This is a genomic window from Niabella aurantiaca DSM 17617 (genome assembly GCF_000374125.1).
Classification (GTDB): Bacteria; Bacteroidota; Bacteroidia; order Chitinophagales; family Chitinophagaceae; genus Niabella; species Niabella aurantiaca.
This window is the reverse complement of the sequence record NZ_KB893626.1, coordinates 209905-226420: the sequence shown is the minus strand read 5'-3', so window position 1 is coordinate 226420 and position 16516 is coordinate 209905. Positions and strand designations below refer to the sequence as shown.

The window sequence follows — 16516 nt, the reverse complement described above, 5'->3', positions numbered from 1 at the left end:
AAGCTTTTTTTGTAACTTACCAGCTATGTTTTATAAAATACCACTACTGGCGGTCTGCATCTTCGGTTCGTTGCAGGTATGGACACAACCTTCCTGCGATGTGCTGATCCGGAACGGGAAGATCATCAACGGGACCGGCAATGGCTGGTTTTACGGCGATATTGCTGTTGCACAGGGAAAGATCCTGGCCATTGGCAAAAATATTGCTTATAATAGCAAGACCATTATTGATGCCAATGGTCTTGTAGTAGCTCCCGGCTTCATTGATGTGCATACGCATATCGAGGGCGATGAAGACAAAGATCCCCTGGCACAGAGTTTTATCTATGACGGGGTCACTACCGTGGTTGCAGGCAACTGTGGTTCTTCAAACCTGGATATCGGCCGGTATTTCCGGTGGCTGGACTCTTTAAAACTCTCGATAAACGTAGCTACCCTCATTGGTCATAATGATGTACGCAAAGCAGTAATGGGACGCGCCAACCGGGGGCCTTCTGCAGAAGAGCAGAAAAAGATGGAAGTCCTGGTTGGTCAGGCCATGAAAGATGGCGCCGTGGGCTTTTCAACCGGCCTCATCTATATTCCCGGTACCTATGCCCAATCCGGCGAGCTGGTTGCACTGGCCAAAGTAGCGGCACAATACAATGGCGTTTATGCTACGCATATGCGCAGCGAAGGCAATAAAGTAACCGATGCCATCCGTGAAGCGCTGCAAATAGGGCGCGAAGCAAAGATCCCCGTGGAGATCTCCCATTTCAAGCTCAGCGGTCAGCAAAACTGGGGCCGGAGCAAAGAGACCGTAGCCATGATCGAAAGCGCTCGCAGGGAAGGCATTGATGTTACCATTGATCAATACCCTTATACGGCCAGCAGCACCTCCATCAGTACGTTGCTGCCCAGCGAGACCCTGGCGGATGGCCAGGACAGCATCCGTGCACGCCTGCAGCGGCCGGAAGTGCGGAAATACGTGATCAGCGATATGTTGAAAAGCCTGAAACAAAGGAAACTGAAGCACTTCAGCTATGCGGTAGTGGCATATTACAGACCCGATACCAGCTATAACGGCAAAAGCATTGAGCAGATCAACCGGATGAAAGGCCGTAAGCACAAGGCACGTGAAGAAGCAAAAACGGTAATGGATATCATGATGAATGGAGGCGCCAGCGCTGTTTTTCACGGTATGGGTGAGGGGGATGTCCGGTACATCATGAAGTACCCTTACGATATGTTTGCCAGCGATGCCTCCATCCGGATCATGAACCAGGGCATGCCCCATCCGCGTGGCTATGGCACCAATGCAAGGGTGCTGGCCAAATACGTGCGGCAGGAAAAAGTGCTTTCACTCGAGGAGGCCATCCGCCGGATGACATCGCTGCCGGCACAAAAGTTCAACCTGTCCGACCGCGGCCTGCTCAAAGAAGGCATGGCTGCCGACATCGTCGTTTTTGATCCGGCAACCGTACAGGACCGGGCGACCTTTGAAAAGCCACACGCTTATTCTGCAGGGTTTGAATATGTGCTGGTGAATGGAAAGATCACAGTGCAGCACGGGCAGCATACCGGCGAGAGGGCGGGCAGGGCATTGCGGCAATGAAGCCGTCAGCCTATTGGCAGCCGCCCAGCCAACATGCTTCCAACCGGCCTCCTGAAAATGGTAATCGCTTTTTAAACCGAAAGCGTGCCGGGATTAAAAACGGACAAGCGGCGCACGCACACGGACAAATAAAAAGGGTGGCTAAAAAATCCTGCTAAACACATCACAATATGCGTTACGAACAGACTTTTCAGACACCCTCTGATATCAGGCCTTGTGTTACTTTATAAACTCGATCTCATAATCCTGCAGCCACTTTGTTCCTTCAAACCCCCAGGCGTCTTTTGTCGGGAGCCGTAACCAATAAAATATTGTATTGGCAACACCGGAGTTGGCAAGCTGCATCGACCGTTTGTTGGGGTCGTTGATAGGGGCAAAACTACAAGGCAGCGGAGAAACATTTGCCCAGCTAAAAGCATTCTTCAGGATGAAGTCTTTATTCACAGCACCCGGAGCGTGGTTTAGAAAACGGTCGCCAAAACCATCGCTGCAAGGCCAGTATCCCGTAAGATTTGCATATTTAGGATGTTGTTTCATATCCGCCAGGCAAAGATTATCCGCAATTTCCTGCCCCGTAAGTGCAACATCAAAAATACGGACATCCGCCACATTTAAACCGGTGTACCAGGCTGCATCATCCGCTCTTGCAAATCCCAATACGAGCGGAGCGGAACTTGTTATAGCCCCATAGCCTGTTATATCCCGGCCATCCTGGTAGATACCATCATTATAGAATTTAAACCATTTCTTTCCCGCACTGTCCTGCCGGAAAACGATGGAAAGCGTATGCCAGTTATTGCCATCCAGGATGGCTGTTGAGCCGCCTTCTGATTTCGGATTGCCGCTGGTGGTAACAGACTTGACCACAAAATTGGCGTCATTAGAGCCGGAGGAATAGCATACAAATCCTGCATCGGAAGACCCCAGCAAACTGGAAGTACCTTCGAAAGGTCCTTTTTTTGAAATAAATGCCGGCCAGTTACCGCTTTTCCTGCTTCCCCTCACTTTCAGCTCAATGGTCATTGGCCCGGTGCCCGGGTTATATGCATCAGGGTCGCTCATCACTGCCTTTACAGCAGTATTGCCGTTACCACTTAAAAAAGCACCAATATAAGCTCCTTCTTTAGTAAGCTCCAGCGATTTAAAATTCTCATTATAATAAATGCTAAAAGCACTGCTCTCGTCTAAAGAGCTTCCGCCGTAGCTGTTCCCGATGCCTCCATGTGTACTGTTGACAATCACCAGCCACTCCTCTTTCTTGTTATATTCGGGACGAGCTTTCAGAGCGGTCATGATTTCATTGATGTATCCGTCAACCTTTGTAGCAGCATCTTTATAGCCCGCATCGCTTGCAGAAAAGGCCCCGGCCTTGCCAGCTTTTGCCGGCGAATCAAAATTCAGTACCATCAGCTCAGGATTACCGTTCCGGATCCGGCTTAATGCCGAATCCTTCACACCCTGGTCACCCGTAGCGATCACCTGGTCCAGCGCTTCCGGCACCAGCCGGTTCACCATCGTACCCCAGGATGAAATAAACGAGGTACGCATATTCCCATTAGGGGAAGAAAGAATGTATGAGAAAAAAGACGGATAATTGGGAGGTGCTCCGCCATGAGGATCACCACCGGGAGGCGCTTCGTATATAAAACTACTGTCTTTTATATGATGCTTTACATAGGAAATACCGGTCATCAATGTTTTCCACGACGCAGCATCCGTCGTAATCGCATCTGATATTCCTTCCCAGGTAAATTTGCTGTGCGCCAGCAGTCCGCTTAACGCAGGCAACGCCATCTCTTTGTATTCTGTAGCAACAGCCCCATCGATACCGATGAGCAGCACCCTGCGGCTGGCCACACTGCCTGAATCAATATCGTCTTCAAAATAAGGTGGGGGGTCAGCATATTTTTTACACGACGTCGCCATACACAATACAGAAACAATCAGGAAGGCGCTATATAAGACTCGTTTCATTTTAAATCATTTAAGGTTTTAAAACATCTATTTCAGCTAAACAGGCATTATTCCAGTCGGGATCACCTCCTGTATAGTAAATATCATCCTTTGAGGGAACCGTAATCCTGAAGAACCGGCAGGATATCTGCGTATCAAAGGTGATCGTTTGCATGGGAAAAATACTTGCCAGGGGAAACCTTCCATTTGATCCCGGCCCATTTATTTTGGTCCAGCTTGTACCGTTCAGGCTGTATTCGATATATACATTTTTAATATGCCGGCGGGGCTGGTTCTGCCGCTGCTGTAACTTCACACCCTTAATGGGTATAGTAAGCCCCATATCTATTGTAGCAATATGCGGAGGGGCCTGGTTATACTGCGTATGCCAATAGGTGGATGCATCTCCGTCGATCAATGCCAGTTCCGCCGATATGGCTTGTCCGTCATTGTTCTTGGACGACACGGTTACAGCCCATTGGTCACGCGAATCTACATGTCCGTCCCCACCTGTCCTGGAAATAGGATTATACTCCCATATTTTCTGCGTCATTAACGGATACTGCGCCATACGGGCCTGCGAAATCGCACTCAGGTTAATGCCCCAGGCTTCAAAAAACAACCGCCAGTCCTTCCGGGTATATTCACACAATGTTTCATACACAAAATCATGCTTCTGCAGGTCGTTGGTCGAGATCCGGGGTGCACGGCGGGATTTTTTGTACAATGCGGTCATAAATCCCCAGCCATCTTCCTGCCCCGGGTAGCCCCAGTTTGCGGGTATTTTATCAAAGATCTGCAGAAAAGGAGTCAGTCTTTTAAAAGGATCGGCAATAAGCGCATCGGAACCATCAAAATTTTTATCCCCGGTCTTTGCGGCAAATGAAAGTGCATCCTTGATCTTTGGCAACAGGTCATCTGTAGGAAATGTATGCTTGGCGGGGTACACTCCCAACCGGTGGGCATTTTTGAAGATGAACAAGTTATTGGTAGTTTCTCCCAATGTGCTCCAGCTCCAGTACTGCCCCTGCTGATGGTTATGGCCTAACTCATGAAAGGTACCCCAGCTGGCAGCGTTATTGATATAATCATGATCTGTCCATTCGTCAAACCACCCATAACCGTATTGTGCCCGGAAAGGGTAGCCGGATACACCACCCGCACCGGGAGGCAGGGTAATATCCAATACCGCCCTCCAGGGAAGCAATGGCGCCTGGTCTACGGTTTCGTCTCCGGAGGTTACGGCTTTAAGCCCTATCCACTGGTAGTAATCATAATTAATGGCATCATCCCACTGTTTCATGAGCGCGTCCACATCACTGATATTCCGCGATACACAAAACTCACGGGGCACCGTAAAAATGAGGTTGTTACTGCGCAGTTCCAGCCAGGGAACGCAGGAGCTCCTGATTGCCGCTTTCCATTCTGCTTCATTGGTTTCTCCCAATATAAAGTCAGGCATCTTTACTACATTGCTGAAGGTAATGGGCACCGGAGCATCGTACGAAGTATTGGCAATGATATAAATAGGTCCGCCATAGGGGTTCCGTAAATAGTTACGCCCGGGGGCCAGACTGTTGTTTGTAAAAATGATCGGATCGCGCTGCGCGTTCTCTACTGCAGATGCATCATAGGTCCAGGCGCCAACCTGGTATCCCAGCGAACCCGCACCAGCGGGAACATCGATGATCACCAGTTCTCCGGGAGCCGCATACAATCCGGTACTGAACTGCGGTTGCGGTATGGTACTCATCCGCAGCTGGTCTTTATCTGCCGGAAAATATTTCAGATCCATATTCACCGTATAGCCCATCAATCGCGGCTCATCCGAGCAAACCAGTCCGGGAAACACCCTCGCCTTTGCATAACGGCTGACATCAATCCTTTTAATACTCGTATCTACCGTTACCGAAGCACCGTCCTTGCCCTGATCGGGAAAGCCATCCTGGTAACCAAAGTCATAGTTTCGTTTACAACTGTAAAAAGCAGTTATAACAAAACCCGTCAGCAGCAGGCTAAATAATAATCTCCGGTTCATTTTATTTCTTTTAAATAAGTTGATTATAAATTGTCAAATGAGCTCAGCCAGATCCTGCCGTCCACCTGGGGGGCCGTTACGCTATTGATGCCCATCCATCTGAGTATCTGCAATGGAATATCCCTGGTGTTCGGCACCCGCGCAAAGTAGGCGTCGTCCGGAGCAGGACAAAGATTATTGCTTGTCTGGGAGAAGGATTTCCATTGAATGTTCCCTCCGTTATTGGCATTTACAAGGGCATTGCGTCCATTACCCGTTTCATCCAGGATCATATTATCCGATCCGGATCCGACAGTTCCATCCCAGAAGCCGGCCAGGGAGCTGAAAAAAGGATGGCTAACGGGTGGTCTGCCGGGAAGGCAGCTGTATTGATAGATCACATCTGCCGGCAATGTTGCCCTCCAGATCCTGACATCGGCGATGCTCATGTCCATGTAGTTGGTGCCGCCAAATATATTATCATTATAACCCAGTGTAAGCGGTGCAGCGGAAGTGATGCCATCCGCTTCCGAAGCAAGCGTCAACTGCTGTGATCCGCTTGCAAGGCCATCTACATAGGCTTTTATGGAAACACTTGTACCCGCTTTTGAGATCGTGAAGGCCAGGGAATGCCAGGCCCCATCATTGATTGCAGTAGCCGTAGTAAACTCCGTACCTATCCTTGTACCACTTACGGCCCCGTCGCTTCTAAACCAGAGCGTGGTATTGGTCCCGTTCCTGAAAATAGACCAGCCGGAGTTCACACCGCTATAGTCTCCATTGTACCGGTACCGCGCTTTGGACAAAAAGGGCATCCCACCTGAGTTCGAATAGTTATAGGATCCATCCGGCCGGGGATTGAGCTTGATCCTTGCTTCCATAGTGTAGGGGCCCTGGCCGGGGTCTAAAGCTAACTGGTTGGTTTCGCCCGCCTTATTTTGAACAATGACATTCGTTCCTCCGCCACCAGTTGCCGTATTGGGGTTTCCGTAAAGCCGCACGGCATTACCGGTATAAGCGCCACTCCCTCTTGTGTTTGCCGGTTTTTCTACCAACCGGGTCGAAAAACGGGGATTGTAAAAAAGCACATAGGCATTCCTGAGCGGATCTCCGTAAGCCGTAACATCTGCAGGAGCGGTTGTTGTAAGGCCGCCATCACTTGAGGCTATAATGATCAACCAGCTTTCATTCGAAAAACCGGGCCGGGAAACAACCGCATCCCTTAATGCCCCAATATAACTATCCATCTGCAGGATCGCTGCCTGGTATCCCTGTACATGATTGTCGTACCCAAACTGATCGCCTGCTTGCTGAATACCATTATATTGCGCGATCAAAATATCGGCAGCCGGGTTTCCCAACTCTGCCAGAACAGCATTCTGAACAGCAGCATCATTAGCCAGCGTTTGCGATACCGTAGCATCCGCCAGCAAATTGTCCTTTAAGGATGTGGATGAAACAAAAGCAGCGGTGCGCACATCAGGGCGTAATGTTTTCAAACGGCTCACAAACGTCGGGTATTTATCAAGTGCATTGCCTGCAAAAGAAGTCCCTTTGATCAGGTGCTTGCTTTGTGTAACCCCCGTAAGCATATTGGCCCATGCATTTTCATTTGTAAAACTACTGTCCTTTCGCTCATAATCGCCCAGGCCACTCGTTGTATAAACGCCGTTCTCTTCCATGCCCCGTAAAACCGGGCGTTCGGAAGCTCCGAATGCTTCGCCACGGGCGCCATCCATAATGACGTACAGTACTTTATAGCCGGTCTTTACGGTATCGGTTCCCGTTATATTATTACTCAGGTTATCCTCAAAAGGCTTATTGCAGGAAAAAGTAACCGCTGCAACGAGTATCAGGACGATACCGGCTAACTGACCTGAGGTTTTCAAAAATTTGTGCATAGTTAACTGCTATTATTTAATGATTCACACTAATTCTGGAACCGTAGTTTTACAATATTCCCTACTTGTTTTCCATCAAACCGGGTAAAGCTGCCTACCATCATTACAAAGCGGATGGTAGGGTCCGTAGCGCTCGAATATTCAACAAATCCGTTTATATACCCATTACAAAAGCCAAGATTGTTATACCCAACAGCCAACGTTCCATCCGGGTTCAGCACCATAAAACCGGGCCGTACAACGCCGGCATATTTGTTAAATGTGCCCGATACCAGGATCTTCCCGTCATCCAGCTGTCCCACGTAGTTCGGAATCCCTTCTTCCACTTTCCGGAAGGAAAAACTATTGTCTACCATTCCATTCTGATCGATCATTACAACACCATTGGCAGGCTGACCGTTATAGGTTGTAAAATTGCCGGTCAGCAATATCTTTCCTGTATTTTTATTATAGGTAATGCGGTTAATGGCGCCATTCGCCCCACCGGCTACAAAGGAAGGGTCTCTTCTTCCCGTTGCGGTATCGATACATACAATACGGCCGGCGCTCTGGTTTTCAAACGTGGTAAAACTACCCACCAGCAGCAGCTTTCCATTGGCTGCCTGGATGGCGTCAAAAATCAGACCGTTGGCGTTGGTATACCCCTGAACGGGACGCATCGATTTATCCAGGTTAAATGAAGAATCAATAACCCCGTCTTCCTGCATGCGGGTTACCTGGCTGATCTGCACCCGGTCGATATAAGGGTTCTCTTTGGTGGAACGCTCATAAAGGATACTTGACTGGCTGTTAAAATTGCCCACTGCAATAACTCCTGAAGCCGTACTAAACAATTTCAGCACGCCCCCTCCTACGCCTCCGTGAAACGTAGGCCCGTATTTTTGAGGCAGCGCACCCTCGCCGGCAATATCAAAAAGAGCCGTATCCAGCGAGCCGTTGCTATTGAGGCGGGCCACATTGTTCAGCGGCCCCTGTTCATTCATGGTATTGAACAAACCTCCTACAAAGAGCCTTCCGTTGCCATCTTCAAATGCTGTACTTACGGAAGCTCCTCCACCCAGCCCCATGGCACCCAGCGCCAGCCGGTTTGCTGCATTTGCTGGCGCAGCACCGTTTTCATCAACTACCGCCAGTCCGTTAACCGCCAGTGTACTGGTTGATGTAGCCTGATAATCTGCAAACGATCCGTAAATCAGGAAATTCCCACCGGAACGTCTCAGGATACCGGAAATTTCGCCGCGGTTGGTACCGCCGGTTGAAATGGAAGATCCCGTATTAAAGGAAGGATCAATATTTAGTTTCCCCCGGATGTTGATCACCGGTCCGAAATAAAATTCTCCGTCGATCTCCACTGCACAGGATCCGGTACTTGCGGTGATCGGAATTTTTACACTCACCTCTTCATCCGTAACGTTCATTACCTCGGCTTCCACCTGGTTAATATAAAACCGGAACTGGCCCTTCTTCCCTCCAAGCCCTGTTAATTTTACGGTTACAATTGCGCTCTCCGCAACCAATGCCGGTGTTGGAGGGGCATCGTCAAACTTCACCCGGGTGGCAGGAGCTTTCGGATAGAGCGCTTCCTCGCTTACCTTGTATTTATTACAGGAAGAAAAGGCACCGGAAAAGGCAGCAGCTAAAATAAACCCCCAAACCCATTCTTTTTTAAATATCATTTTATTTCCAATTATTGAAGGTGAATAGTTTTAATTATCGATCCCCTTTGACAGCGCGACCTCAAGAAAATTAAAGGGATCAAATCCGAAATAATGCGCCGTGTACTGGCTTCCCTCAATACTCTCGACAGTATATTGCAACACATGTATGTATCCGTTTTTCGGATGAATATTTGTAGTAGCCACCGCGGAGGAGATCCAGGTTGCCGGATCTCTTGCGGAGGACCGCGAAGGGATATAGGAGATGGCCAGCCACCGGTAGCCTGCATAGGGAACACCACCACCGGAACCGTACACTGCGCCTATATTGATCAGCTGATCATCATATGAGCTATAGATCTGTCCCGGAAATGCTGCGATATTGGCAAAGTCCAGCTGCGGATAATCCGTTAATGACTTTGCTCCCTTGAAAAGATAACGGCTCAGCATCTGTCTCCAAACCTCGGGCTTTATCTGTTCGATCCGGTCAACATGCGGTAAGCCCACCTGGTCCAGGTAAAAGTTTGCCATTTTAAATGTACTGCGGATCGTGGAATCCGGCGGTGCGAAGAATGTGATCTGATCATTCTCAAAGACATCGTTCATACCGGCAAAGTTGATCACCTTTACCAGCGAATCAAAGTACTCCGGCCGGGACTTAAGGTATGCCAGCACAGAGCCGTCGTAATCGCCTTTGTGCACACCGGTATCTTTAAAGTAGTCTTTTTTACAGGAGGTTCCAGCCATCAGCATCACCACCACCACCATGAACCATTTAAACTTTTTATACATATACTTATGCTTTATTATTGTTCCCAATACATATTTAAGGTCATTTGCGGATTCTGTACGAGCGCACCGCGGTCGATCGGCCAGGTCCATGCCCCGCGCCGGAACTGGTCTACAGAGCAATGATAGCTGTATTTGAACCGCGGATCGGTGATCCTTCTGGTGCGAACCAGGTCAAACCAGTAATGCCCTTCACCGATAAACTCACGGGCTCTTTCCAGGAACAGCTGCTCCTTAAAGTCCTCCCCTGTTTCGGCGATCGGATCTGCCCCCGCGCGCTTCCGTATAATATTATTCACAATATCCTTTGCACTGGCTTCATCTCCCAAACCGGAGTATGCTTCTGCCTGCATTAAAAAAATATCGGCATACCGGTAGATACATTGCGTGGCATCGTTCCGGCTGTTAAAGTCAATGGAATTGGGATCCGCCGTCACCAGGAACTTCTTCATCTGGAAGGTCCGGTTGGCCGCATACGCCGTGGCAGGATTGAACCACAGGCTTAATCGCTGATCATTTCCTCCTTCCGGATAAAGCGCCCTCATAAAATCGCCGGTATAGCTCATGTAGGGGATCGATGCCGAAGTAGGCCGGAGCGGGTCGTACTTTACCTGGTCAAAAAAGTCGCTCCATCCGAATGATTCTCCATAGTTCCTGTTCTGAGGCACTCCAAAAAGATTCTCTTTGCTGCGGCCTTTGAATATTTCGATGTACCGGCCGATGGGCAACAGCTCATAAGCCCCGCCGTTTTCATTACGGATCTCGTCGGCGAGGGCAACGACCTCATTATAATAATTGACTGCATTCCCCTGGTCAAAACCTGCCAGCCAGAGATTCATCTCCATCATCAGGGCAATGGCTCCTCCGCGCATACCCCGGATCCCCACATAAAAGGGGTCGGTATAGCTCCATGCCATTCCTTTATAGGCCGATTTCATATCGGTGATGCAGTTCTTCAACACTTCCACCATCGGCATCCGCTTCATGGGATCGGAGAAATAAGGTTCTGTATAATAGGCCACATCTCCAAACTGCCGCACCATAAAGAAATAGGCCAGGCAACGGATAAAAACGGCCTCTCCCTTGTACTGTGCCTTCAGCTGATCGGTCAGGTTCGGGTCGGGTACCCCATCGATACGGTCAACCGCAATATTGGCAGCCGCAATCACCCGGTAGTAACGATCCCATTGGGTGAACCGTTTATGATTGAAGATGGCGTTCCAGTTGTTCCCGCTGTATTGAAAATCTACAAAGCGGCGGATATTGTTATTGGCGAGGTCTGCAATATAACCCCGGCCCCAGCCCAGCTCCGTATTCTCTTTTACCATTCCTCCTCTTAATTCACCTGCAAAAGGAAGATAGGGATACTCGGCATCACCGGCCCCGGCCTGCATGTTCAACCGCGTTACCGCCTCACGGAACAGCTCATAATTCCCATTGGTGAACTTTTCCACATCCTCTACCGTTTGCCAGAAGTTGTTACCGGAGAGGTCGCTGGGCGGATCCACGTTCAAAAACTTTTTACAGCCGGTAACGCCGGTTACCGCAGCAACGAACAACAGGCTATATATAATTCTTTTCATAATCATCAAATTCTGTTTTTGAATTAAAACTGAACACTTAAACCGAGGGAATAGGTGCGGGCATTGGGATATCCTTTTGATTTATCACGTCCAAAGCTGGTTACCAGTTCCGGGTCGGGTCCGGTATACCTGGAAAAAGTATATACGTTTGCCGCTGTGAGGTTCAACCGCGCACTGGTCATCCGGAACCTTCTTAAAAACTCAGGAGCAAAGTTATACGACAATGTGATCTGGCTTATCTTCCAGTAAGAGCCATCTTCCAGGAAAAGCGACTGGTTGGTGCGGAAAGGATCCAGCGTGGCCGCTCTCCTGAAATCATAAGGATTGGGATAAACAGCACCTACGGTTCCGGTGGTCTTTTCTCCCGGATCGGCTTTCCAGTAATTGTAGTTCTCAATGGGCGGCACCGCACCTCCGGCAAAAATATTGGTCGTATAGCTGGACAGCTCCGTGGCGGCTGCTTCGTTCAGAATATCTCTTACCAATGTATAGTTGACCTGTGTTACCAGCATAAAGTCCTTATACTGAACCGTGGAATAGATACCACCGGTGGCTCTTGGAAAAGGATTTCCCAGCGGAAGCAGGTCACGGTCATCGATCACATAGTCGCCGTTCACATCCACCCAGCGGGGATCGCCCCCCTGCATATAAAAGCCCTGGTTGCCCAATTGCATGCGCTTGCCCGTGGCAGGGTTTACAGGTACATCAGCGGTGCTTGCATACACACCCGTGTTATAATAGATTAAAGGCGTCAGATCTTTTCCCAGCCGGTACACCACCGGAATGTTCGACCCGCCGTCATTAACAGGAAAAACAAACTCTCTCAATCCTCCGGGCAGTCTTGTTACAACTTTCCGGTTGAGCGCGCCATTGGCACTCACGGTCCATTGCACCGGCTTTTCCGGACTAAATACCCGCAAAGTAAGCGTGAGTTCATGCCCGAATTTGGCCATACTGGTTTCATTGGTCATCTTCTTGGCAAAGCCGCTGGTATTGGGCAGGGCTATTTCCCGACCTTCATTATCCACTGTTTCGTAATAGGTATCATAGTTCACCTCCAGCCGGTTGTTAAACAAGCCGAACTCCGTTCCGAAGTTGGTTTTCGTAGTGGTCAACGGCAGGAAGGCCACGTTTGGAACCCGGTTTAAATCAATAAACACCGTGGGGTTATTATTGTACTGCTGGCCGATGATGTATTTACCATATACATCGAAGATATCACCTGTGGGAGCAATGGTACGGCCCCAGCTTCCCCTGACAGCCCCGTATGAAAGCCATTCAAGATTGGACAGGAACTTTTCCTTTTGAAAATTCCAGCGGGCACTGATGGAAGGGTTCTTTAAATATCCCGCAGACGGGCCGTTGGAGGATGTAGCATCCAGGCGATAGTTCAGATCGATCACATAACGCTTGTCATAGTTAAAGGAAAGATAACCCAGGTTACCCACGATCCGTTTGTCATACAGGTTATCCAGGATTCCACCTCTTGAACGCATGGGATTGTAACCGATAGATCCTTCGATCTGATCGCTTGGAAATCCTACCAGTACATTCCTTGAGGCTCTGAATCCTTCTGTGCTGATCTCGTTCACCGCACCCCCGGAAAGCTGGAATGCCTCCCCGATCATCTTTACAAAATCGAGTGATACGCGATTGTTGATCACATACCTTCTGTCAGAATAAGTGATCCCCTCAGAAGAGTTATTATTCAGGTAAGAAGGCGTATATGTATCTTCCGTCCCGGAGTTAAAATTATAGCTGAAATTGTTCCGGAGGGTGAGGCCCTTAACAAATTCCCATTGCAGGTTCAATGTTCCCAGTATGTTGGCAGATTTATTATTGCTGCGGATGGCATCCAGGTTGAACACTTCGCCTGTTCCGGAGTAGATCGACGCCGGCATCAAGGTAGAGCTCCGGATCGCGTTATACACTTTATCCTGGTCCATCGTGTTTGAGCTGCCCGCCTGTTTCTGGCCCAACGATCCCTGCAGCGAAATATCTGCCAGGAAGTTCTCAACCGGCCAGTACCGCGCATTCATACTTAAAGAGTAGCGTTTGAACCCAGTATTGCGGATAATGCCCGCCTCCTGGTAATAGTTTAAATTGGTTTTGTAGTTAAAAGTTTTATCGCCCCCTCTAACCTGTATGGTATGATCCTGGTTGAGCGTGGTACGGAAGAAATACTTTTGCCAATCCGTAGCATTGTTATAATAGGGGTTCAGACTGTCCGAAAGCGCAGGGTAGCGGTTGATCAGCGCCAGCGCCGATGCTGCGGAGGAATCATAATCCAGTATCGCCTGTATCCGGCTGAGCCGTTCTTCTTTACCGCCAAGGATCGGGCGCAGCTTTGGTGGTGTTTTTGTAAAAAACTGGGCCGAGTAGGATACAATGGGCACTTTGGACAACCCGCGTTTTGTTGTAATAACGATCACACCATAGGCGGCACGGGAGCCATACTGTGCAGTAGCTGCCGCATCCCGCAATACATCCACCTTCTCAATATCCTGTGGCGGTATCAGGGCGATGGGGCTGATGCCCGGACCGGAACTCTGAAACCCGTATTCATAACCACTGTTTACATCAATAGGTGTACCATCTACCACAAATAAAGGAGAAGTGGGCCGTAAATAACCATCGGAGGTCATGCTGATGCTGGATGCTCCGCGGAGGTTGATCGTTCCCATACCACCGGGAGAACCGTTATTATTCTGTACATCCAGACCCGCTACCTTACCCTGCAGCAGCTCAACCACGTTGGATACCGGTACATCCTGCAATACCTTACCGCTGATGGTAGCACTGGAACCGGTTGCCGCATCGCGGTTCTTTGTACGGTACCCTTCCACCCTTACTTCCGAAAGTGAACTGGCGCCGGACTGCTCCAGCTCTATATATAATACATCACTGGTATCTGCCGCTGTTACTTTGTAATCACGTACATTATACCCGGCATGGCTGAACAACAGGTTGGTACCAAGGCTCACCGTTACGGTAAACCCGCCGTTCTCATCTGTTTGGGTAACAGGCACGGGCGGCTTGCCCGCAGATACGGTAACCCCCGGTTTCCCCGTTCCCAGATCTTTATCAGTAACCCGCCCCTTCAGGGTAACCTTCGTTTGCCCATTGGTAGCATTCCAAAACCCAGTTATGAACAACACTCCGATTACCGAAAAAAATAACCTCATTTCAATCGATTTTGATTTTAATAATTTCATGACCACTATCTGTTACAGGTCATCCGTTGTTTTAGGCACATCATTTTTAAATGCAAAAACAATCTCCCAGTCCCCGGGATCATATATAGCGAAATTCAGTCCGAAGGAAGCATTGATCCGTGCCCCGCCAAACCCGATACGCGACCAGGTAAAAGCCGCTCTTGCGGTTCTGCCATCGGAAGTGGTGTACCTCGTAGGTACGCTCACCAGGGGGATAGGATAAGCCACATCATACTGCACGTAGGTATCGGTTTTCTTCATATTGAAGCCGTGTACCAGGTTCGCCCAATCGGTGGTGTTAAAGATCGCCGGGTTCATCGGCTGGTACAGGGTATCCAGGAACCGGAACGTCAGTGTATTCCGGGTAGAGGGATTCGCCTTCCGGATATAAACGTCCACATCGCTAAACCCTAAATTGCGACTACTGTTTTTGATGCCCGTTACATTTTCGATAAAAGAAAGTCCGAAGTTCTCACCTACCGGCTGTCCGGTCATCGCATTCAGATTGGTAGGCAACGTGGGGATCTCCTTCATGGGCATCAGCTTCAGGTTCCTGAAAAAACGACGGCCGCCGGAGTTGGATAATTCCACATCAAACAGGTACCCCGAATCCGGCTGGGCAAATATAAAATCCGATTTACCAGCGCCCCAGAAGGTAATATCGCCTGTGTGCGGGCTCATTTCCAAAATAGAATGGTATTCTTCCCGGCGTTTTGCTTCAATTTCTGCGATTGATTTTTCTTCTCCTGTATAGGCCGCTTTCCATACTTTCACCGGAAATGCATCCGTAAGCTCCGGAGCAGGCTCTCCCGTTCTCCGGCGCACATTGATAATTTTAAAATCCGCGGGATAAGTGGTGCTTCCCTGGTAAAAGTTATCTGAAAAATAGGTGGTTCTTCCCAGTATGGGCTCATAGGTATCCAGGGTAAAACCGGAATCCCCCCCGATGGTAGTTCTTTCCTTTGGAACCAGCTTCTTACAAGCGGTCATTGCTACCATAAAAAACAGTAACATATAAGCGGTATTCCTGCTGACAATGCAATACATATCTTTTCCGTTATTGTTGCGCATTCGATAATATTTTAATCTCTGTTTAATGCCTGTATTAAATCCGTTCCGAATCCAAAATTGTGACCCGGATCTAATATGTGGATCGTTGCATTACTGGTTTTAATATCTACTGTATTGGTATATACGCTCACCCAGTTTATTGCAAATTCAGATCTTCTTCTGTCGCTGAGTAAAATGGCCAGCGGACCGCCTCCTAAAAACCCCGAAGCATTGGTGGCCCGGAGCTGCAACTGCATTTTATAGCGATATTTCATGGAGGAAAGCTCCAACCCGTCTGCACGGTCGTACAGCTCCTGTGTACGTATGTTGCCCGGAATGATGTACCGGCAAAAAAAGCTGTCCAAAACGGACTCATCCATAGTACTGAAGGAAACCGGGGGGAGTGCCGGAACCGAGTCCCGTCTTGCATCGTTGATATTTTTTAATGCAATCGCATAGGCGCGGTTGCTGGTAGCAAACACCGTATAGCTGCCGGTACGAAGCGAATCTGCAACACCGGGAAGCCGGTCAATGACCAGCAGCATGGAATCATACAGGCCCGGCTGCGATTGCAGATACTCAATTGCATTACCATTAAAAGCGCCGGCAGAATTTTCATATTTCACATACGTCTGATCCGCCTTTGAACAGCCGGCGGTGAAAAAGGAGGCAGCCAGCGCCAAAACAACAAGCGGGTGGGTGCATGTTCTGATAAACTGAGAATAGATGTTCATTGTAATATCGTTATTCAAATGATGA

The 16516-nt window shown here is 49.0% G+C and carries 10 protein-coding genes; 1 reads left to right on the top strand and 9 read right to left on the bottom strand.

All coding sequences use genetic code 11. From position 1 onward, the window contains the following. Positions 1-25: 25 nt before the first annotated feature. Positions 26-1594: an N-acyl-D-amino-acid deacylase family protein gene (locus B160_RS0105880; protein ID WP_026309566.1), complete on the top strand. Its 1569-nt coding sequence runs from the start codon at positions 26-28 to the stop codon at positions 1592-1594. 219 nt (positions 1595-1813) lie between these two features. Here B160_RS0105880 and B160_RS0105875 read toward each other — a convergent pair whose 3' ends face one another. Genes B160_RS0105875 through B160_RS28505 form a run of 9 tightly spaced genes read right to left on the bottom strand, consistent with a single transcriptional unit; the run spans position 1814 to position 16491 of the window. Next, complete coding sequence (locus B160_RS0105875; RefSeq protein WP_018626959.1) at positions 1814-3568, bottom strand: LamG-like jellyroll fold domain-containing protein; 1755 nt, start codon at positions 3566-3568, stop codon at positions 1814-1816. A gap of 10 nt (positions 3569-3578) precedes the next feature. After that, the gene (locus tag B160_RS28515; RefSeq protein WP_018626957.1) at positions 3579-5585 is read right to left on the bottom strand and encodes a M60 family metallopeptidase; all 2007 of its coding nucleotides are present in this window, start codon (positions 5583-5585) and stop codon (positions 3579-3581) included. 23 nt (positions 5586-5608) lie between these two features. Beyond that, positions 5609-7465, bottom strand: coding sequence for a LamG-like jellyroll fold domain-containing protein (locus tag B160_RS0105865; protein WP_018626955.1), 1857 nt, complete (start codon positions 7463-7465; stop codon positions 5609-5611). Positions 7466-7494: 29 nt separating this feature from the next. Beyond that, complete coding sequence (locus tag B160_RS0105860) at positions 7495-9141, bottom strand: DUF5008 domain-containing protein (protein ID WP_018626954.1); 1647 nt, start codon at positions 9139-9141, stop codon at positions 7495-7497. 30 nt (positions 9142-9171) lie between these two features. Beyond that, entirely contained in the window at positions 9172-9912 is a 741-nt protein-coding gene (locus B160_RS0105855) for a hypothetical protein (protein ID WP_018626953.1), read from the bottom strand. 14 nt (positions 9913-9926) lie between these two features. Continuing rightward, entirely contained in the window at positions 9927-11492 is a 1566-nt protein-coding gene (locus B160_RS28510) for a RagB/SusD family nutrient uptake outer membrane protein (RefSeq protein ID WP_026309565.1), read from the bottom strand. Positions 11493-11515: 23 nt separating this feature from the next. Continuing rightward, entirely contained in the window at positions 11516-14677 is a 3162-nt protein-coding gene (locus tag B160_RS0105845; protein WP_026309564.1) for a SusC/RagA family TonB-linked outer membrane protein, read from the bottom strand. A gap of 42 nt (positions 14678-14719) precedes the next feature. Continuing rightward, a complete protein-coding gene (locus B160_RS0105840; RefSeq protein WP_018626950.1) occupies positions 14720-15778 on the bottom strand; it encodes a DUF5007 domain-containing protein in 1059 nt (352 codons plus the stop codon). 11 nt (positions 15779-15789) lie between these two features. Beyond that, positions 15790-16491, bottom strand: coding sequence for a fasciclin domain-containing protein (locus tag B160_RS28505; RefSeq protein WP_018626949.1), 702 nt, complete (start codon positions 16489-16491; stop codon positions 15790-15792). Positions 16492-16516: the final 25 nt, after the last annotated feature.

What these genes read in the sequence shown, in the direction of transcription:
- B160_RS0105880 (WP_026309566.1), top strand. Translation starts at nt 26, where the DNA reads ATGTTTTATAAAATACCACTACTGGCGGTCTGCATCTTCGGTTCGTTG.
- B160_RS0105875 (WP_018626959.1), bottom strand. Translation starts at nt 3,568, where the DNA reads ATGAAACGAGTCTTATATAGCGCCTTCCTGATTGTTTCTGTATTGTGT.
- B160_RS28515 (WP_018626957.1), bottom strand. Translation starts at nt 5,585, where the DNA reads ATGAACCGGAGATTATTATTTAGCCTGCTGCTGACGGGTTTTGTTATA.
- B160_RS0105865 (WP_018626955.1), bottom strand. Translation starts at nt 7,465, where the DNA reads ATGCACAAATTTTTGAAAACCTCAGGTCAGTTAGCCGGTATCGTCCTG.
- B160_RS0105860 (WP_018626954.1), bottom strand. Translation starts at nt 9,141, where the DNA reads ATGATATTTAAAAAAGAATGGGTTTGGGGGTTTATTTTAGCTGCTGCC.
- B160_RS0105855 (WP_018626953.1), bottom strand. Translation starts at nt 9,912, where the DNA reads ATGTATAAAAAGTTTAAATGGTTCATGGTGGTGGTGGTGATGCTGATG.
- B160_RS28510 (WP_026309565.1), bottom strand. Translation starts at nt 11,492, where the DNA reads ATGAAAAGAATTATATATAGCCTGTTGTTCGTTGCTGCGGTAACCGGC.
- B160_RS0105845 (WP_026309564.1), bottom strand. Translation starts at nt 14,677, where the DNA reads ATGAGGTTATTTTTTTCGGTAATCGGAGTGTTGTTCATAACTGGGTTT.
- B160_RS0105840 (WP_018626950.1), bottom strand. Translation starts at nt 15,778, where the DNA reads ATGCGCAACAATAACGGAAAAGATATGTATTGCATTGTCAGCAGGAAT.
- B160_RS28505 (WP_018626949.1), bottom strand. Translation starts at nt 16,491, where the DNA reads ATGAACATCTATTCTCAGTTTATCAGAACATGCACCCACCCGCTTGTT.